The organism is Streptomyces sp. NPDC014764, from assembly GCF_043082785.1.
GTDB lineage: Bacteria > Actinomycetota > Actinomycetes > Streptomycetales > Streptomycetaceae > Streptomyces > Streptomyces althioticus.
Genome location: NZ_JBIBXY010000005.1, coordinates 16,323 through 34,002, shown reverse-complemented (window position 1 = coordinate 34,002; position 17,680 = coordinate 16,323). Strand labels below are relative to the sequence as shown.

Annotated in this window: 16 protein-coding genes; 7 read left to right on the top strand and 9 right to left on the bottom strand. The window is 71.0% G+C overall.

The window, feature by feature from the left end; translation table 11 throughout:
- Positions 1-34 precede the first annotated feature (34 nt).
- Complete coding sequence (locus tag ACF1AG_RS14370) at positions 35-2,959, top strand: FAD-binding and (Fe-S)-binding domain-containing protein (protein WP_391809809.1); 2,925 nt, start codon at positions 35-37, stop codon at positions 2,957-2,959.
- A 44-nt stretch (positions 2,960-3,003) separates the two neighbouring features.
- On the opposite strand, the gene ACF1AG_RS14365 is transcribed toward ACF1AG_RS14370, so the two are convergent.
- Complete coding sequence (locus tag ACF1AG_RS14365; RefSeq protein WP_151782085.1) at positions 3,004-3,621, bottom strand: lytic transglycosylase domain-containing protein; 618 nt, start codon at positions 3,619-3,621, stop codon at positions 3,004-3,006.
- Positions 3,622-3,770: 149 nt separating this feature from the next.
- Here ACF1AG_RS14365 and ACF1AG_RS14360 point away from each other — a divergent pair, with 149 nt between their 5' ends.
- From ACF1AG_RS14360 to secY, 3 genes are all read left to right on the top strand, one after another.
- A complete protein-coding gene (locus ACF1AG_RS14360; protein WP_387796155.1) occupies positions 3,771-3,953 on the top strand; it encodes a hypothetical protein in 183 nt (60 codons plus the stop codon).
- 476 nt (positions 3,954-4,429) lie between these two features.
- Entirely contained in the window at positions 4,430-5,029 is a 600-nt protein-coding gene (locus ACF1AG_RS14355) for a GPP34 family phosphoprotein (RefSeq protein WP_391809808.1), read from the top strand.
- A gap of 225 nt (positions 5,030-5,254) precedes the next feature.
- Positions 5,255-6,562, top strand: coding sequence for a preprotein translocase subunit SecY (gene secY, locus ACF1AG_RS14350; protein WP_359600163.1), 1,308 nt, complete (start codon positions 5,255-5,257; stop codon positions 6,560-6,562).
- A gap of 222 nt (positions 6,563-6,784) precedes the next feature.
- Here secY and ACF1AG_RS14345 read toward each other — a convergent pair whose 3' ends face one another.
- The 3 genes from ACF1AG_RS14345 to ACF1AG_RS14335 all read right to left on the bottom strand — a co-directional run bounded on the left by ACF1AG_RS14345 (position 6,785) and on the right by ACF1AG_RS14335 (position 9,018).
- The gene (locus ACF1AG_RS14345; RefSeq protein WP_391809807.1) at positions 6,785-7,045 is read right to left on the bottom strand and encodes a hypothetical protein; all 261 of its coding nucleotides are present in this window, start codon (positions 7,043-7,045) and stop codon (positions 6,785-6,787) included.
- Between the two features lie 186 nt (positions 7,046-7,231).
- Positions 7,232-7,894, bottom strand: coding sequence for a response regulator transcription factor (locus ACF1AG_RS14340; protein WP_359603897.1), 663 nt, complete (start codon positions 7,892-7,894; stop codon positions 7,232-7,234).
- A complete protein-coding gene (locus tag ACF1AG_RS14335) occupies positions 7,891-9,018 on the bottom strand; it encodes a sensor histidine kinase (RefSeq protein WP_391809806.1) in 1,128 nt (375 codons plus the stop codon). The genes ACF1AG_RS14340 and ACF1AG_RS14335 overlap by 4 nt, the downstream gene beginning before the upstream one ends.
- Before the next feature lie 238 nt (positions 9,019-9,256).
- Between ACF1AG_RS14335 and ACF1AG_RS14330 the strand changes: the two genes are divergently transcribed.
- On the top strand, positions 9,257-9,622 hold the full coding sequence (locus ACF1AG_RS14330; RefSeq protein WP_391809805.1) for a DUF6223 family protein: 366 nt from the start codon (positions 9,257-9,259) through the stop codon (positions 9,620-9,622).
- A gap of 363 nt (positions 9,623-9,985) precedes the next feature.
- Complete coding sequence (locus tag ACF1AG_RS14325; protein ID WP_359603892.1) at positions 9,986-10,747, top strand: isocitrate lyase/phosphoenolpyruvate mutase family protein; 762 nt, start codon at positions 9,986-9,988, stop codon at positions 10,745-10,747.
- A 277-nt stretch (positions 10,748-11,024) separates the two neighbouring features.
- Here ACF1AG_RS14325 and ACF1AG_RS14320 read toward each other — a convergent pair whose 3' ends face one another.
- A complete protein-coding gene (locus tag ACF1AG_RS14320) occupies positions 11,025-11,468 on the bottom strand; it encodes a nuclear transport factor 2 family protein (protein WP_359603890.1) in 444 nt (147 codons plus the stop codon).
- A gap of 245 nt (positions 11,469-11,713) precedes the next feature.
- Positions 11,714-12,475, bottom strand: a complete 762-nt coding sequence (locus ACF1AG_RS14315) for a DeoR/GlpR family DNA-binding transcription regulator (RefSeq protein WP_359603888.1) — start codon at positions 12,473-12,475, stop codon at positions 11,714-11,716.
- A 90-nt stretch (positions 12,476-12,565) separates the two neighbouring features.
- On the opposite strand from ACF1AG_RS14315, the gene ACF1AG_RS14310 reads away from it, so the two are divergent.
- The gene (locus tag ACF1AG_RS14310; RefSeq protein WP_391809804.1) at positions 12,566-13,873 is read left to right on the top strand and encodes an MFS transporter; all 1,308 of its coding nucleotides are present in this window, start codon (positions 12,566-12,568) and stop codon (positions 13,871-13,873) included.
- Between the two features lie 417 nt (positions 13,874-14,290).
- Here ACF1AG_RS14310 and ACF1AG_RS14305 read toward each other — a convergent pair whose 3' ends face one another.
- The 3 genes from ACF1AG_RS14305 to ACF1AG_RS14295 all read right to left on the bottom strand — a co-directional run bounded on the left by ACF1AG_RS14305 (position 14,291) and on the right by ACF1AG_RS14295 (position 17,317).
- A complete protein-coding gene (locus ACF1AG_RS14305) occupies positions 14,291-14,815 on the bottom strand; it encodes a DUF488 domain-containing protein (protein ID WP_359603886.1) in 525 nt (174 codons plus the stop codon).
- 635 nt (positions 14,816-15,450) lie between these two features.
- A complete protein-coding gene (locus tag ACF1AG_RS14300) occupies positions 15,451-16,026 on the bottom strand; it encodes a snapalysin family zinc-dependent metalloprotease (RefSeq protein ID WP_391809803.1) in 576 nt (191 codons plus the stop codon).
- A 328-nt stretch (positions 16,027-16,354) separates the two neighbouring features.
- A complete protein-coding gene (locus tag ACF1AG_RS14295) occupies positions 16,355-17,317 on the bottom strand; it encodes a helix-turn-helix domain-containing protein (protein WP_359603882.1) in 963 nt (320 codons plus the stop codon).
- Positions 17,318-17,680 lie beyond the last annotated feature (363 nt).

Below are 17,680 nucleotides of genomic sequence, written 5' to 3'. Positions count from 1 at the left end.
AGCACCGACCGACATCGTGTGGGAGTCGAACGTCATGCCCTTGCTGGAACCCAAGCCGGAAGTCCTTCGACCCGGCACGGCCCGTGCCGCCGCCGCCGACCGGGTGCCCGACGACGGGGCCACGGGCACCCCCGAGGCGCTGCGCGCCGGACTGACCGCGCTTCTGGGGCCCGGCAAGGTCCTGTGGAAGATCTCCGACCTGGTGAAGTACGCCTCCGACGCCAGCCCCTACCGGTTCGTCCCGCAGGTCGTCGTCCTCCCGGAGGACATCGACGACGTCTCGGCGGTGCTGGCGTACGCCCGTGACCACGACCGCCAGGTCGTCTTCCGTGCCGCCGGAACCAGTCTCAACGGACAGGCGCAGGGCGAGGACATCCTCGTCGACGTGCGCAGGCACTTCACCGGCGTCGAGATCCTGGACGACGGCGCCCGGGCCCGGATCCGGCCCGGCACCACGGTCATGCGGGCCAACGCGACCCTCGCCCGGTACGGCAGGATCCTGGGGCCGGACCCGGCCAGTGCCATCGCGTGCACGGTCGGAGGCGTCGTCGCCAACAACGCCTCCGGCATGACCGCCGGCACCACCCGCAACTCCTACCGCACCCTCGCCTCCCTGACCTTCGTCCTGCCGAGCGGCACGGTCGTCGACACGGCCGACCCGCACGCGGACGAGACGCTGGCCCGCGCGGAACCCGAACTGTGCGAAGGACTGCTGGCACTCAAGGCGGAGATCGAGGCCGACGCCGACCTGACCGCCCGCATCCGCGCCAAGTACGAGATCAAGAACACCAACGGCTACCGGCTGGACGCCTTCCTCGACGGCGCCACGCCCGTCCAGATCCTGCGCGGGCTCATGGTCGGCTCCGAGGGCACCTTCGGCTTCATCTCCGACGTCGTCTTCGACACCCTGCCGCTGGACCGCAGGACCTCCAGCGGCCTGCTGTTCTTCCCGTCGCTGACCGCTGCCGCGGCGGCTGTACCCCTGTTCAACGAGGCCGGGGCCATCGCCGTCGAGCTGATGGACGGCAACACGCTGCGGGCCTCCGTGAGCGTGCGGGGTGTGCCGGCCGACTGGGCCGACCTGCCGCGGGAGACCGCGGCGCTGCTCGTCGAGTTCCGCGCACCCGACGAGGCGGGCCAGGAGGCCTTCGAGCGGGCGGCGGCCCAGGTCGTCGAACGCCTCGACCTGGTCGCGCCGGTCGCCTCGGTGACCAACGCGTTCACCCGTGATCCCAAGGTGATCTCCGGTTACTGGAAGGCCCGCAAGGCCTTCGTCACCGCCGTCGGCGGCTCCCGCCCGGCGGGCACCATCCTGATCACGGAGGACTTCGCGGTGCCGCCGTCCCGGCTGGCCGAAGCCTGCCAGGACCTGCTCCGGCTCCAGGCGGAGCACGGCTTCGACGCCGCCGTCGCCGGTCACGCCGCCCACGGCAACCTGCACTTCCTGCTCGCCTTCGACGCGTCGAAGACCTCCGACGTCGACCGCTACGCCGCGTTCATGGACGATTTCTGCCGGATGACCGTGGAACGCTTCGACGGGTCGCTGAAGGCCGAGCACGCCACCGGACGCAACATCGCCCCCTTCCTGGAGATGGAATGGGGGCCCAGGGCCACCGAGCTGATGTGGCGCGTCAAGCAACTGATGGACCCCGGGGGCGTCCTGGCGCCCCGGGTCGTCCTCGACCGTGACCCCAGGGCCCACCTGCGCGGACTGAAGACGATCCCCGGCATCGAGCCCGTCGCCGACCCCTGCATCGAGTGCGGCTTCTGCGAACCCACCTGCCCCAGCCACGACCTGACGACCACCCCGCGCCAACGCATCGTGCTGCGACGGGAGATGCTGCGCCAGCCGGACGGATCACCCGTGGAGGAAGAACTCCTCGCCTCCTACGGCTACGACGCGGTCGACACCTGCGCGGGCGACTCCACCTGCGCGATCGCCTGCCCGGTCGGCATCGACACCGGTGCCATGATGAAGGACTTCCGCCACCGGCGGCACTCACCGCGCGAGGAGCGGATCGCCGCACTCACCGCCAAGCACTTCAAGAGCGTGGAGGCGTCGGCACGCCTCGCGGTCGGCGCGGCGGAGAAGATCAGTGACCGGCTGCTGGAGGCCGCGACCGGCCTCGCGCGCAAGGCCGTACGCCCCGACCTGATGCCCGAGTGGCTGCCCGGGCTCCCGGGCGCCGCCGCGCGCACCGCACCGCCCACCTCCCGCACGGGAGCGAGCGCCGTCTACTACCCGGCCTGCGTCAACCGCATCTTCGCCGGACCCGAGGACGACGGCACCCCCTCGCTCCAGCAGGCCGTGGTCGACGTGTCGGCCCGCGCCGGCCGGCCGGTGTGGATCCCCGACGGCGTCGCCGGGACCTGCTGCTCGACCATCTGGCACTCCAAGGGCTACGAGGGCGGCAACACGCTGATGGCCAACCGGGTCGTCGAGGCCGCCTGGGCCTGGACCGACGGCGGACGGCTCCCGCTGGTCGTCGACGCCTCCTCCTGCACGCTCGGCATCCAGCACGAGGTCGTCCCCTACCTCACCGACGCCAACCGTGAGCTGCACGGGCGCCTGAACGTGGTCGACTCCGTCGTGTGGGCCGCCGAGGAACTCCTGCCACGGCTCACTGTCCGCCGGACGACCGGTTCGGCGGTGCTGCACCCGACCTGCTCGATGCAGCACCTCGGCGACGTGGACCAGCTGCGCGCGGTCGCGGACGCGATCGCCGACGAGGTCGTCGTCCCGGACGATGCCGGCTGCTGCGCCTTCGCCGGCGACCGGGGCATGCTGCACAAGGAGCTGACGGCGTCGGCGACGGCGAAGGAAGCCGCGGAGGTCACCTCGCGTGCCTACGACGCCCACCTGTCCGCCAACCGTATGTGCGAGATCGGCATGGACCGCGCGACGGGCCGCGCGTACCACTCGATCCTGATCGAACTGGACCGCGCCACCCGCCCCTGAACCGCCCCTCACACCTGCCACCGGCACGGTGCCCCCTCACGGGGTCACACTTCTGTGTCGGCGTGCGCCGAGACCGGGTGCACCGTGCCGCCGTCGGGCAGTGACGCGGCGGCCCGTTCCCGGTTGGCGCGGAAACGGCGCAGGTACGCGCGTGCCATGGGCCCCGGGGGGACGCCACGGGCGAAGGCGCGCATGTTGCGTTCGCCGGTGTTGTAGCCGAGGGCCAGGAGCTCGTCGCGGGTGTAACGCCGTACGTGCCGCCGGGGCAGGAGCCGGTCGAGGTCCCGCAGGTACAGTGCCGCCGCGCGGATGGCGAAGGCGGGGTCGTCGCGCAGGTCCTGCCACCGTCCCGGGAGGCCGTGCGACCGCCGGACCCGCTCGAACGTCGCCCGGTGCATGTTGGCCACGCCGAAGGACGCTCCGGGCTTCCACCACTGCCACAACCGCTCCAGCAAGGGGTGGTGGGGCTTGTACGCCTCGTTGTGCAGCACGGTCATCACGAGGACGGGGGACACACCGGACTCCCGGGCGCCGCGCACCACGGCATCGGCGTAGTCGGCCGGCGCGTAGTCGTGGGGACGGAGGGGCGGCGTGCGGACGTCCTCACGGTCCGCGGGCCGCCGGACTTCCGGTTCCGCCGTCGGCACCTGTCGTCGGGCCATGGCTGTCACCCCTTCACCGTCGTCGGTCGTCGTGGGACTGCACGTGCCCGCGAGTCCTCTCCGCAATCCGGATACGCGGCGGACGGGGAGGAGCCAGGGCCGTCGCCGCCGCCGGCTGCCGCGCGGGGCGGCGCACCTAGGGTGGGCGCATGAGCGAGCCGACCTCCGCACCCGCCCTCCGGGCCTTGAACTCCCTCGAGACGTCGGCGCCGCTCCTGCGGGCCTGGGCCGACCGGGGCGAGGCCACGGCGCAGCTCCGCATGGACCGCGCGGAACTGGTCTCGCGGTACGGAGCGCTGCTCCAGGAGGTGCTGACGCCACCCGTCCCGTGACGCGGCTTCACGGCCGGGGGGAGGGCCCGCCGCCACAAGTACCCGCGGCCCGTCGGGCGTCCACAGCGGTCAGGCCCTCCAGCAGCAGTCAGGCCCTCCAGCCGTCGGGCGCCCTCATCGTCCGGCGCCCCAGACGTCGGACAGCCCCAGCCGTCGGGCGTCCTCTGTCGTCAGGTGCCCCAGCCGTCGGGCATCCGAGGCCGTCCGGCGTCCGAAGCCCTCGGGCTTCCGCAGCCCCGGGGCATCCGATGCGGCCGGGCATCCCCTGCTGTCGGGCGGCGTACGGAGTCGTCGAACGACTCGTGCGGTCACCCGTGCGGCATTCACTCCGTCGGCCTCCGGCACCCGGCCCGGCGGCGCGGCCGGGGCGCCGATCGGCGCGAGCCGGTGGAGCATGCAGATGCCGGCTCCATCGGCCGCATGACGGACGACTGTCGCAACCGCCGGCGCCGTTCCTCCTCCCTCACGGAGTCGCCATGACCACCGCCCATGATCTGGCGGCCCTCGCTGCCGCTCCCGGCACCGACCCGGCCCCCGACCAGGGGGACCTGTCCCTGGTCCTCGCGGGTGCCGAACTGCTCGACCTCGCCGACGTACGGGCGGTCGTCCTCGGGGCCGACAGGATCACGCCGGTCGTCCCGCCGCACGACGTGGACCCGATGCTGCTGGAAGCCGCGTCCGAGATCACCCGGGAGCCCCCGTACGAGACCGTGGAGAGCTGGCTCTGGCGCCGCGGTGCCGGGCTGGCCGCACGCTACGGCGCCGCGATGGAAGCGGCCGAACCGTACGGACCGCCACGGCCGCACCGGCGCCCTTTCCGCCGTCCCCGCCCCGTGGTCAGCCCAGTCGTCGTGCGCCACGGCGTCGACCGCCTGTGTGCGGGCGACCCCGTCTTCGTCGGTCTCGCTGCCGCAGCGGGCATGGCGGAGGCGCCAGCGGACGTGTTCGCAGGCCTCGCCGACGACGAGGTCGCCGTCCTCGCCGCGATTCATCAGGCCATCACCCAGCTGGCCGCGGAACGGCAACGCAGATCGGCGCAGCAAGGAGCCTTCGACACGATCTGGCAGACACCGTGACCGCCACCTCGCACGAGCCGTGCGGGACCGGCCTCGCCGGACGGGTCCGTAACTCACCCAGAGCCGCAGGACCTGCCGGTCCGAGCCGGTTCGTGCAGCATGGGTCCGAGGAGCCGGTGATCGGCGCCCGCCGGTCCCGCGCGTCGGGCCGACGGCGGACGCGGCGAACCACACGCCTCACCCGAGCCACTGGCCCCGCTGCCGGCCCGCACTGAAGGAAGCCTCGTGCTGAACGCATTCAAGCGTGTGTTCCAAACGCCCGATTTGCGGAAGAAGCTGGCCTTCACGCTCGGCATCATCGTGCTTTTCCGGATCGGGTCGCATGTCCCCATCCCGGGGGTGGACTACAGGGCGGTCCAGAGTTGCGTGGATTCCGTCTCCGATTCGAGCGGCATCCTCGGGCTGGTCAATCTGTTCAGCGGCGGGGCCCTTCTGCAGATCACGGTTTTCGCCCTGGGAATCCTGCCCTACATCACGGCGAGCATCATCCTCCAATTGCTGACGGTGGTCATCCCGCGCCTCGACGCGCTGAAGAAGGAAGGGCCGTCCGGGCAGGCGAAGATCACCCAGTACAGCCGCTACCTCACCCTGGCGCTGGCCGTCCTGCAGGCGACAGGACTCGTCGCGACCGCCCGCAGCGGGGCCCTGTTCCCTAACTGTCCGGCCGCCGCGCAGATCGTGCCGGACGATTCGGTCTTCCGTACCGCGGTCATGATCCTGACCATCACGTCCGGCACGGCGTGCGTCATGTGGTTCGGAGAGCTCATCACCGAGCGTGGGGTCGGCAACGGCATGTCCATGCTGATCTTCCTGTCGATCGCCTCGACCCTCCCGAGCGCGCTGTGGTCCGTCAAGGAGGAGAGCACACTCGCCGGAGGATGGCTGGCCTTCGGCGTCGTCGTGCTGGTCGGGCTCGTCATGGTCGGCTTGGTCGTCTTCGTGGAGCAGGCCCAGCGTCGCGTCCCGGTGCAGTACGCGAAGCGCATGATCGGCCGGAAGTCGTACGGGGGTACGGCCACCTACATCCCGTTGAAGGTGAATCAGGCCGGTGTCGTCCCGGTCATCTTCGCGTCGTCGCTCCTCTACCTTCCCGCGTTGGTTGCACAGTTCGCCGGCTCGGGTACCGGGTGGGCGGACTGGATCAACAACAATCTCACCAAGGGCAACCACCCTGTCTATGTGGCGGTCTACTTCGTCCTCATCGTCTTCTTCGCCTTCTTCTACGTGGCGATCACGTTCAATCCGGACGAGGTGGCCGGGAACATCAAACAGGCCGGTGGATTCGTGCCGGGCATTCGTGCGGGAAAGGCCACGGCGCAATATCTCGGCTATGTCCTCAACCGGCTCACCTGGCCCGGATCACTCTACCTCGGACTGATCGCTCTGGTGCCGACGGTGGCGCTCGGCAATTTCGGCAGTGCCAATCAGCTCACGGGCACCAGCATCCTGATCATCGTGAGCGTGGGCCTGGAAACCGTCAAGCAGATCAGCAGCCAGATCGAACAGCACCGCTACGAGGGATTCCTGCGCTGAGCACGGGGCTGCTTCTGCACGTCGACCCGGTCGATGTCCGGCGCGTAGCCGTCGCTTCCGCCGTCAGTGACCGTAACAGGAGCTTGTGAGACCGAGGTGTGCCGCGTCCGACCCGCATGAACCGATCCCCGTGCGCGATGCGTCGGCGTCTGACCGCAGGTCACCTGTGCTGCGGGCGGTATCGTTGCTGTCCGGAGGGTTGACAGGCGGCACTCGGCGGACTCAGCCTTTGGCAACGTTGTCCTCCGAGTTCTGGCCTCCGAGGATGGCCGGACGCTTCTCGGTGAGACGGTAGAAGTCGGCCAAGGCGTAAGGAACAGAGTCCGGAATCGCGATGTCGGTGGGCCGGGTTTCAGCTTGGGCGGGATACCAGCCGGTGACGAAAGATTCCAAGGCCAGGCCGGGGTCCGTGTGGACACGGTCGAGCCAGTCCAGGCCGGGCGAAAGGGGCGCAGCTGTCGGCGGCCGAACCCTGTCGAGCAATTCCCGACTCAACGGCGGGTCGATGCGCAGGTGGCAACTCTTGAGTTCGCCGTTGGTACAAGCACTCCGCGAGTGGCGGACGGGACCCATGTAGACGGCTAGTGACCTGAGTCAGAGGATTCGCCGCCTACTGCCGACGAATCCTCTGACTCAGGTCACTAGCGCAGGACGGGTGTGTTCCGAGGTCTACGCACCGCGCGGAGTCACCAAGCCCGACTCGTAGGCGAGCACCACGAGTTGGGCCCGGTCGCGGGCGTGAAGCTTGGCCATCGCCCGGTTGATGTGCGTCTTCGCGGTGGCCGGGCTGATGACCAGGCGGCGGGCGATCTCGTCGTTGGACAGACCGTGTGCGGCCAGGGCGACCGTCTCGCGTTCCCGGCCGGTGAGTTGCTCCAGCCCGCTGCTGGTGAAGGCGGGCGGCGGCTGGGAGACGTACCGGTCGATGAGAGTGCGGGTGACGGCGGGGGCGAGGAGTGCGTCACCTCGGGCGGCGACGCGTACGGAATGCAGGAAGTCCTCCGGCAGGATGTCCTTGACCAGGAAGCCGGCGGCGCCGGCGCGCAGTGCGTCGAAGACGTACTCGTCCATGCCGTAGTTGGTCAGCATCACGACGTGCACGCCCGCCAGGTCCGTCTCTGCGGCGATCCGCCGGGTCGCCTCGATGCCGTCCATGACCGGCATCTGGATGTCGACGAGAGCGACGTCGGGCAGATGTTCCTTGACGAGTGCCAGGCACTCCGCGCCGTCGGCGGCCTCCGCCACCACCTCGATGTCGCCCTCGAGGTCGAGCAGTGCGCGGAAGCCGCTGCGAATCAGCGGCTGGTCGTCGACGAGAAGGACTCGGATCACGAGGCTCCGTTCGTGGGGAGTTCGGCCTGGACGGTGAAGCCGCCGGCACCGCGCGGCTCGGTGCGCAGGCTGCCGCCCAGCGCCGCGACGCGCTCGCGCATGCCGAGCAGCCCGTGTCCCGGTGCCGGCGGTGACTTCACGGTGGCTTTTCCGTCGTCGTCGACGCGGACGGTGAGTGCGTCACGCCGGTGGTCGATGAGCACGGTGGCGGTGGTGGCCGCGGCGTGCCGGGCGACGTTGGTGAGCGACTCCAGAACGATCCGGTAGGCGGTACGGCTCACCGCCGCCGGTACGGAGTGTGGCCGCCCCGTGATCGTCAGGCTGGTCTCCAGCCCCATGCCCCTGAACCGTTCCACCAGGCCGGGGATGTGGTCGAGCCCGTGCGGCGGGGCGGTGTCGTCGTCACGCAGCGCCTCGAGGGTGGCCCGCAGCTCCCGGCTCGCCTCCCGGCCGGCCTCCTGGATCGCGAGCAGGGCCTCCGGCACCGGCTCGCCCCGGCGCCGGGCCACGTGGACGGCGACCTCGGACTGCACCTTGACGACCGAGATCTGGTGGGTGAGCGAGTCGTGCAGTTCCCGTGCGATGCGCAGCCGTTCCTCGTCGGCCCGGCGGCGCGCGGTTTCCTCACGGGTGCGCTCGGCCTCGTTCGCCCGCTGTTCGGCCTGCCGTACCGCTTCCCCGGCGGCGAACGCGGCGATCAGCCAGGCGAGCTCAAGGGTGTGCCGGGCCTGCGCCACCGTCTCGCCCACAGTGCCCTCGGCGAAGATCAGCGCCGTAAGGTGAAGTACGGCCACCAGAGCCACGGAGACACCCAGCGTGATCTTGCGGTGCCCGGCGCGCACGGCGCCGTAGACCGCGACCAGGTAGGAAACGGCGAGAGCGTCGAACCCCGTTGCCAGAGAGCCGACCGCGCACACGCCGGTGACGGCCAGGACCACGAGCGGCGCCCGCCGGTGCGCGGCCAGAGCAAGCCCGCCGGTCACCAGCAGCACGGTGCCGAGCAGCTCGCGCCCTCCGGACGGGTGGGGCGCGGACAGGCCGGTGCCGAGCATCAGCGCCGCCACGCCCAGGGCGGTCGCCCACGCGGTGACTCCGGCCGGGACAGCGAACCGTCCTTTGTCCATGGGGGCACCGTAACCGTCCGGGCTCGTCGCCGAATCCCGCTCGCGGAGGAGCGGGGGGCTACCGCGTGTGCGGTAGCGGCCCGCCGACTGCCGCCGCTCGCGGTATCCCGGTACGGTCCCGGCCGGACTTGGGAATACCCGCATCTGCTGGACGACCGGCCGGAGGTCCGACGCGCATCCTGACGCAGAGACCGGACGTCGGTCTCGGCGACGACGAAGGAAGAAGGAGGGGAGCGGTATGAGCGCTCCGGCAGCACTGATGGCGGCCGCGGAGGGCGGGATCATCGGCGACGGGAGGACAGGGGCCAGCCTGGCGCTGCTGGCCGGCGCGTTCGGAGTGGCGCTCGCCTGGCTGGCCACTCGCCGCGCCGGCCGCCGCATCAGCAGCGTCAACCCGCGCACGGCCGGGATGGCGGCCATGGCGACGGGAGCGGCCGGGACGGTTCTCGCGGTGTTGCACCTGGCCACCGCCGACGGCGGTCCCGGTACGGGCAACGGGCTCGTCGGCGCCGTCGTGGCCGTCCCGCTGGGACTGGGCGCCCTAGTCCTCGGCCGCCGGGCTCTGACCCGGTCCGCCGCGAGGACCACCCCGCCCGGCGGATGACTGCGCGAAGGGGCCGCACCGACAACGGGGCCGAAGCGACCTTCGCCAAGGGGACGATCCTCCGCGGCCGTTGGGCAGTGGCGATGGCCGACCTCGCACGGGAACAGGCCCGGTCGGCCGAGGTGAAGAAGCTCGACGGCGCTCGAGAACACCTCAGGCCGGGGCTTCGCCACCGCCTACATGGAGGCGGTGATCAAACACGACGAGTGGCGCGGTCGAGATGGCGAAGCCGCGTCGACCAAGGTGCCGTCGACCGCGCCCATCGGTGAACTGATCAACCCGTGTGCCTCGGAGGGCATGATGCCGCCGAACAATGCCTGTCGTGGCGTTGTCCACGGCGAAGCCGGGGGTAGCGTCCCAGGCATGGCCAATGACACCACCGTTGAGAACGCTCGACGCCTCAAGCAGTTGCACGCCCAGCACAAGCCGCTCGTGCTGCCGACCGTCTGGGACGTATGGTCCGCGCGGACAGCCGTCGCCGCGGGGTTCCCGGCGCTCACGATCGGCAGCCACCCCCTCGCCGACTCCCGAGGGGCCGGCGACAACGAGGGGCAGACCTTCGAGGAGGTGCTGGCCGCCGTCAGGCCGATCATCGCGGCGGTCGACGTCCCCGTGTCCGTCGACCTGGAGGCCGGATACGGGCAGAAGCCCGCCGACCTCATCGCCGGACTCATCGAGGTCGGGGGCGTCGGCCTCAACGTCGAGGACACCGTCCACTCGGAGGGCGGCCGCCTTCGCGACACGCAGGAACACGCGAACTACATCGCCGGCCTGCGCACAGCGGCTGACGACGCCGGCGTCCCGGTCTGGGTGAACGGCCGCACCGACCTCTTCATGCGCGCGCAGGACGCTTCCGCCGTCCGGGACGAGGCGATCGAGCGGCTGCGCGCCTTGGTGGAGGCCGGCGCCGACAGCGTCTACCCGGTGGGCATCCAGGACGACGACGACCTGCTCACCGCCGTGACCGGCGCGGTCACCGTCCCCGTCAACTCCACGGCCCACCCCGTCAAGCACGACCTCGACCGCTTCCGCCGCCTCGGCGTGGGCCGGATCACCTATGGTCCGCTGCTGCAGTTCGCCCTGACGGACACCATGAAGGACATGCTCAAGCCGTGGTCGTCGTGAGTAGCTGACCGGCACCTTCGACGCGGGGCCGGGCCGGGGGCGCCTCGAACGGCCGGGGGCGCCTCCGTGCCGTTCGCCAAGCGGCGTGCGGCGTTTCGGGTTCGCAGAGGTGCTGTCGCGGAGCATCACGACAGCACACGGGGGCGGGGCGGCCCAGGCGAAGGGGGCTCGGGTGTGGGTCTCGCCGAAGAGCGTGCTACGCCACCCGCTCGGCGCGCGGACCATCTCCGCGAGGGCCTGCCCCGGCTCCGGTCAGGTTGCAACTCGGGGGCGGGACTCAGGAAGGGGTGCACGCCTCGGCGATCGATACGCTGTTCTCGTACAGGTGATGACGGGTGATCCGGCCTTCCTCGACGGTGAGGCGCAGTGCGAAGGGGCCCTCGAAGGACTTCCCCGTCGCGCGCACGGTCCCCGAGAGGTACCCCGTCAGGACGGCGTCGGTGCCGTCAACGAGGAACGTGTCGACGGAGGCCCGTGCATCCTCGGCCACCGTGTGCTCGGCCAGCTCCGTGAACTGGGCGGCGCATTCGGCTCCGGTGGAGCGCGGCCGGATCCACGGGACGGCGGGGTTCTCGGCGAGTAGCCAGTCGACGTCGTCCGCGAAGATCGCGACAAGCCGTTCGACGTCCCCGGCCATCCGGGCGGCGAGGAACTCCTGGACGACGTGTCGGGTGGTGTCGGTGACGGAACTCGCGGTGAGGTCAGGGGTCTTGGTGGGCATGATTGCTCCTCGCGCTTCGGGTGCCGGATCCCTCGTCGGTTTCTTGACGTGTCTCACGCTGCCGTAGCAGGGGAGCGTGGTCGATTACGGCAGAGGTAGTGACCGGGTGGTGGGCTTCCACATCCGTCCTCGAGCCCGAGTCGGTCAGACGACGGCTGCTTCGAGGGCGCGTGGTTCGCCGATGGTGAGACGGCGGGCCGCGGCGAGTGACGGTTCGCTGCTCCTCCGCCGGTGGCCGGGCGCGGTCAGACGGTGGTGACGGTGGTGCCGGCGCTCTGCAGCGCGGTGATCTCGCCGGTGGGTGCGGTGCTGTCGGTGACGAGGGTGTCCAGGCGGTCTGCGGGGGCGACGTGGGCGAAGGCGGTACGGCCGAGTTTGCTGCCGTCGGTGGCGACGAGGGTGCGACGGGCGGAGGCGATGCTCGCCTTCTTGACCGCGGCGTCGTCGAGGTCGTAGGCGGTCAGGCCGTCGGCGGCGGTGAGGCCGCAGCAGCCGATGACGGCGGTGTCGAAGCGCAGGGCGGCGAGGGAGGCGAGAGTGAGGGGGCCGGTGAGGGCTCCTTCGGCGGCGCGGGGCCGGCCGCCGGGCAGGACGAGGGCGGCGGGGCGGGGTGTGGCGTCGAACAGTTGGATGGCCTGGAGGGACAGGGGCATCAGGGTGACGGGCCTGTCGCGCAGGAGGCGGGCGACTTCCAGGCAGGTGGTTCCGCTGTCGAGGACGACGCTCTCGCCGTCGGCGATGAGGGCGCAGACCTGGGCGGCGATCCGGCGTTTGGTGTCGGCCGCTTCGTGGGCGCGCAGGGCGAAGGGAGGTTCGTCGCCTCTGAGGAGCAGGCTGCGTGCTCCGCCCCGGACGCGTTCGAGGACACCTTGGGCGGCCAGGGTGTCGAGGTCACGCCGGATGGTCATGTCCGAAGCCCCGGTCAGCTCGGCGAGCTGCTGGACCGTGGCCTCGCCGGCGTCTGTGACGGCCTTCGTGATGAGGGCGTGCCGGTCTGCGTTGCTCATGCGGGAATTGAACACCACTCGGCAATGAACACTCAACCTGTTCGCTTAATGGGCTTCCGAACATTCGATCTGTTCGTTACGGTGTGCGGCATGGATCGTTCGCTTCTCGGCGCCCGCGTGGCGACGTATGTCTATTTCGTCCTGTGCGGCACGTTGATGGGCGCGTGGGTGGTGCACATCCCGGTCGCCGAGGAACGGGTGGGGATCAGTCATGCGACGCTGGGCGGCCTGTTGGTGCTGCTGGGGCTCGGCGCGTTCGCAGGGATGCAGTTGGCCGGTCCGCTGACCGACCGTCTGGGCGCGCGGGTGGTGGTTCCGGCGACCGCTGTGCTGTGCGGCGCCTCACTGGTACTGCCGGGTCTAGCCGATGGCCCATGGTCGCTGGCGGGTGCCTTGCTGGTCTTCGGAGCCTGCAACGGTGCATTGGACGTGAGCATGAACGCCCACGCCGTGTACGTGGAGAAGGCGTACGGACGGCCCGTCATGTCGGGCTTCCACGCCACGTTCTCCGTGGGCGGGGTCATTGCGGCGCTGGTGGCGGCGGGAGCGACGCGTGCGGGGGTGGACCCGGTCGCCACGATGGCCGCGATCGGAGGCGTGAGCATCGTGGTCGCCCTGGCCTCGGTCCGGGCGCTGATGCCGGCAGCTCCTGTCAGCCCGGCCGCCGAAGAGGGCGGCGAGGGCGGCGGGATCGAGGCGTCCGGCCTCGCTGCCACCGTCGGCCCGGCCGCCGAAGGGAGCGGCGACGATCGGGAGTTCGACGTGTCGGGCGACGTCAAGGGCGCTTCACGCGCCTCGGCCGTGCGGCGCGGCACCCAAAGGCGCGTCTGGCTGCTCGCCGTTCTGGCGCTGATGGTGATGCTCTGCGAGGGCGCGGCCAACGACTGGAGCGCTCTGCACCTGCGGGACGTGCTCGGCGCGTCCACCAGTACCGCCGCTTTCGCCTACGGCACGTTCGCGGCGGCGATGACCGTCGGCCGACTGCTGGCGGACCGTCTTGTCGCCCGGTTCGGGTCGATGGCGGTGCTGCGTCACGGCGCCGCCGCGGCCGCGGCCGGTATCACGCTGGTGGCTCTGGGGCCGTGGATGTGGGCTGCGTTCGCCGGGTGGGCGCTGTTCGGGCTGGGCCTGTCCGGTACTGTCCCGCAGTTGTTCAGCGCGGCCGGGCACGCCGACCCGGCGGCCGCGGGTGCGAACGTGTCCCGAGTCGCGGGGCTCGGCTACGTCGGCATGCTCGCCGGCCCCGCCGTCATCGGCTGGCTGACCCACGTCGTCGACCTCAACCACACCTTCCTCCTGCTGACGCTGCTGTGTGTGACCACCGCTGTGGGCGCCGGGGTCCTGCGGGCGGAGCCCGACCCCGCGCCGCGCGGCGAACCGGCGGGCGTCGGCCACTGACCGCTTGTGCGGCACGGCCTGACCCCGTGCCGCACAAGCCTCTGCCACGGGCAGGCGCGCGGGAGGCGTCTCGCCACCCGGCCGCTCACCCCCCCGGACCGGCCGCTCGGCCACGGCCTGGTTGGCCGGCTCGCGTCGGACCTGACCGGTGGCCGTTGCGGACCACCCGGACGCAGGTGACGCGACGCTCCCGTCCCCCCGGCGAACACGGCCACGTTGACGACGGCCCCACTACGCCGGGCGACCGGCCCCGGCGCTTTGTCTTCGCCGAGCAGGCCTCCGGCACGCCCCGCCTGCCCAGGGGACCGGTCCACTCGGTTCCGCGATCTCGCCGTGAGGAGCGACGCCTCCCCGACGGGGTGGCCGCCACTGCTTCACGGACCTCCGCGCCCGCCGCCCGTACTTGTCCCGCGCACATCAGGCGGCGGGGTAGGTGATGCGGCCGTCGCGGACGACCGCGTTCTCGTTCAGGGACGCCGGTTTCGTCGCGGTGGCGGACATGATGTGTACGACGTCCGTACCGGCGACGATCAGCGCGTCGGTGATCAGTCTGCGGTGGCAGCGCCACGGCACCGCCTCACTGCACATGATCACCGGCCGCCCGTGCGTGGCGAGGCCGAGCAGTTCGCCGAGCCCCTGCGCGAACTCGCTGCTCATCATGTGATCGGCGTAGTCGCGGAACGCTTTCACCCGCCAGGCCGTGTTGACGCTCTCGACGCCTTTGGGGGTGTGCCGCCTGCCGCCCAGCTCCCGGATCCACCGGTACTGGATGGCCGGGGGGAGTGCGTCGGTGATCGCGTCCTGATTCCACTGCGGATTGGTGCGCGACGCGGGAAAGGAACGGACATCCACCAGGTGGGTGATCTCATGTTGTTGCAGCATCGACAGCACCTCGTCGAAGGTACGGGTCGAATGCCCGATGGTGTACACGCGGTTCGCCATCACATCTCCGTGTCACGCTGCCGGCACTCGCCCGGCTCCCGGGCCTGCGGGGAGCTGCCGGCCCGGGCGGGCAGGCGTGAGAGCCGACGGCATCAGCTGTTCCCCATTGTGCTTCCCCTGCCCGGGGCAACTAGGGCAACAGGATCGGTCCAGCTGTACGTGTTCACGTGCTGCGATCTCTTCCATGATGTGGCGTGGCTTGGCTTCGGAGCGTCCCCGCCCGCGAGGCCGGGGCGCGCGGTCGCGTAGCGTGGCAGCGGTGGCAGCGGTGGCAGCGGTGGCAGCGGCGGACATCGGCGGCTGTGCGTGCCCGAAGCGCCACGGCGCAGCCCGTATCGGGTGGCACCGCCGGATCCGGCAGACGCGTGTCCTGTGTCCTCATGCGGAGCGTTGTGGCTGATGCGGACCGTCGGACAGGGCGGTTGAGGACTGCCCAGCGTTCTGCGCCCACCGGTCCAGGCGGCGCGTCCATCGCCACCGGGCTCACCGCCACTGCGGTCGTACCGGTCCTTCGCCGACGGAGCGTTCAGCCGCATCGCCGAACGGCAGAGAGGTGCTGCCGAACCTCTGCGGCTTCGGCAGCACCTGGCACGAGTTCACCGCCGGACCGTGCTCCGGCCATTGGTGCAGGTGGTTCAGGGTGCGTCGACCAGGGTCCTGCCGTCGGTGACGACGGAGGCGGCGAAGACGTCCGCGTAATTGGACTGCACGCGGGACCGTTCGGTCGCGTTGGGGACGGCGCTGGTGCAGGAGGTCCCGGCGCTGGAGCCGGACATCAGCTGGGAGCAGGGGCCGGGTTTGGTGTCCGGCAGGCCGAGGCTGTGTCCCAGTTCGTGGGCGGCGATCCGGGTCTTGTTGTATCCGTCGTTCACGGCCTGGCTGCCCAGTTCGACGCGGACCTGACGGCCGGGACGGACGGGGCCGAGGGTGGCCTGGGGCCAGCCCGATGTCGCGACGATCACGATTTCGGCGGCGCTGCCAGGAGTTGCTTCCACCAGTTTCACGTTGGTGACGCTGGCGTTCCACGACGCGACTCCGGCCGCGATGGCGGCTTCCCAGCCCGCTGCACGGCTGTCGTCGTAGCGGAGGGTCACCACCGCCGCGCGGGCATCGGGCTGTTGGACGGCGGGGGCGGCGGACGCGGTGCCCGCCGCGGCGAGGACGAGCGCCGTCGCGGACGTGCCTGCCTTGATCCATGTGGCGAGGGGCATTGCTGCTCCTGTTCCGTGGGGAGTCCGGCCCCGGCGGGGCCGGGTGTACGGAGGAGCGGCTGAGCTGAGCTGTCCGGTGGGGCCGGACGCATCGTCGACCACCCCTCCGGGGCCATGTGATGGTACGCCGAAGCACCTTGATCAGTCATGTACCTGTCATGCAGGTTTTGCGTCATATTCCGCGGTGAGGACGACGGGCCGTATCAGTTCCCCCCGAGGGCCGCCTGTCCGCAACCCACTGCGGCTCCACCACCCGCGGATGCTGCCTCCTGCGTCACCGCGCCGACCGTACCCGCGCTCTACTCGTGCACTGGAACCGCGCGGGCGCTCAGCGCGGATGGTGCAGGCCGCGCCAGTCCCGGGGCGTCATCCCGTAGGCCCGCTTGAACACCTTGCTGAAGTGGGCCGCGTCGACGAATCCCCACCGCCGGCCGATCGCGGCGATGGTCAGCGATCCGCCGTGCGGCCCGGCGAGTTCGCGCCGGCACTCGGCGAGGCGCTGGACGCGGATGTGGTCGCCGAGGCTGATGCCGGAGCGGGCGAGCACGGCGTAGAGGTGTCGTACGGAGATGCCGTGCGCGGCGGCGATGCGGGCGGCCGACAGATCACGGTCCGCGAGATGCTGACGGATGTACCGCGTGATCCGCAGGCTCAGTGTCGCCTCCATCGGCCCCCTGGCCAGGTCTGCCGCCCCTTGCTGGGAGGTGAGGGCGGCACGCAGGAGTTCGATGCTGGGCGTCACGACGGCTTCGGCGTGTGCGCCTTGGTGCAGGGTGTCGTCGGTGGCGAGCCGGGAGAAGTAGTCGAAGGCGATCCGCGCGACGGGGTTGCCCGGCCCGAGGGCGAGCGCGCCGGTGTCCCGCAGCAGCCGGTCGGGAAGCGCGAGCGTTGAGCGGGGGAAGCGCAGGAAGTGGTGATCCACCCCCTCGTCGAAGAGCAGCGTGTACGGGGCGATCGACTCGTAGACGGCGAACTCGCCCGCCCGCAGCACGCATTCTCGGCCTCGCTGAGCCACGAGACTGCTGCCGGAGACCTGGAGTCCGAGGAAGACGGCCGGTTCCTCGTCGTCCCTGCGGGCGAGTGGGGCCGTGCGGTGGATGGTGACGGCGGTCGCCCGCGCCGAACAGATACGCATCGGCCCGACCGCGCCCAGCCCGATGCGTACGGACATCTCCTCGGCCGGCGGACCGTGGTCGATGTCGACCGCGACCACGGACTCCCACACCGCGCTGCGGACCACTTCCTCCCGGTCCCCGGGCGGCACGAAGGCCGTGTCCAGCACAGGGCTCACCGCGCCGCCCCCCGCCCGCCGCGACTTCCCGGCCGTCTCGGCTCCGGCCCCGGCCGTAATTTCATCCGTCCGCCCCCCGACACGTACGTCTCGCAGCACCGGCCCGCCCGCACGGGCGCACAGGCGGCGCCGATCCGTGCCGACTGACAAAGCTTCCTGCACGGACAACACAGTTCGTCGACCGAGGCGATCCTAAGGTCCATGGCTGGACCAGTCACTGACACGACGTCACCGACCAGAGGGTTGCACCGTACAAGGAGCACTGACGACACGCCGCGCCCGGTTCGCCATGCTGGGAGCCGCGGCACTCCTCTTCGCCCCTGGCCTGACGGCCAGCCCGGTGATGACCACACCGGCCCACGC

Excerpts from the sequence above, each read along its gene's own strand:
- ACF1AG_RS14305 (WP_359603886.1), bottom strand. The coding sequence starts at position 14,815 with ATGGCGAACCGCGTGTACACCATCGGGCATTCGACCCGTACCTTCGAC.
- ACF1AG_RS14325 (WP_359603892.1), top strand. The coding sequence starts at position 9,986 with ATGGCCAATGACACCACCGTTGAGAACGCTCGACGCCTCAAGCAGTTG.
- ACF1AG_RS14360 (WP_387796155.1), top strand. The coding sequence starts at position 3,771 with ATGAGCGAGCCGACCTCCGCACCCGCCCTCCGGGCCTTGAACTCCCTC.
- ACF1AG_RS14370 (WP_391809809.1), top strand. The coding sequence starts at position 35 with ATGCCCTTGCTGGAACCCAAGCCGGAAGTCCTTCGACCCGGCACGGCC.
- ACF1AG_RS14365 (WP_151782085.1), bottom strand. The coding sequence starts at position 3,621 with ATGGCCCGACGACAGGTGCCGACGGCGGAACCGGAAGTCCGGCGGCCC.
- ACF1AG_RS14320 (WP_359603890.1), bottom strand. The coding sequence starts at position 11,468 with ATGCCCACCAAGACCCCTGACCTCACCGCGAGTTCCGTCACCGACACC.
- ACF1AG_RS14355 (WP_391809808.1), top strand. The coding sequence starts at position 4,430 with ATGACCACCGCCCATGATCTGGCGGCCCTCGCTGCCGCTCCCGGCACC.
- ACF1AG_RS14315 (WP_359603888.1), bottom strand. The coding sequence starts at position 12,475 with ATGAGCAACGCAGACCGGCACGCCCTCATCACGAAGGCCGTCACAGAC.
- ACF1AG_RS14335 (WP_391809806.1), bottom strand. The coding sequence starts at position 9,018 with ATGGACAAAGGACGGTTCGCTGTCCCGGCCGGAGTCACCGCGTGGGCG.
- ACF1AG_RS14330 (WP_391809805.1), top strand. The coding sequence starts at position 9,257 with ATGAGCGCTCCGGCAGCACTGATGGCGGCCGCGGAGGGCGGGATCATC.
- ACF1AG_RS14310 (WP_391809804.1), top strand. The coding sequence starts at position 12,566 with ATGGATCGTTCGCTTCTCGGCGCCCGCGTGGCGACGTATGTCTATTTC.
- ACF1AG_RS14300 (WP_391809803.1), bottom strand. The coding sequence starts at position 16,026 with ATGCCCCTCGCCACATGGATCAAGGCAGGCACGTCCGCGACGGCGCTC.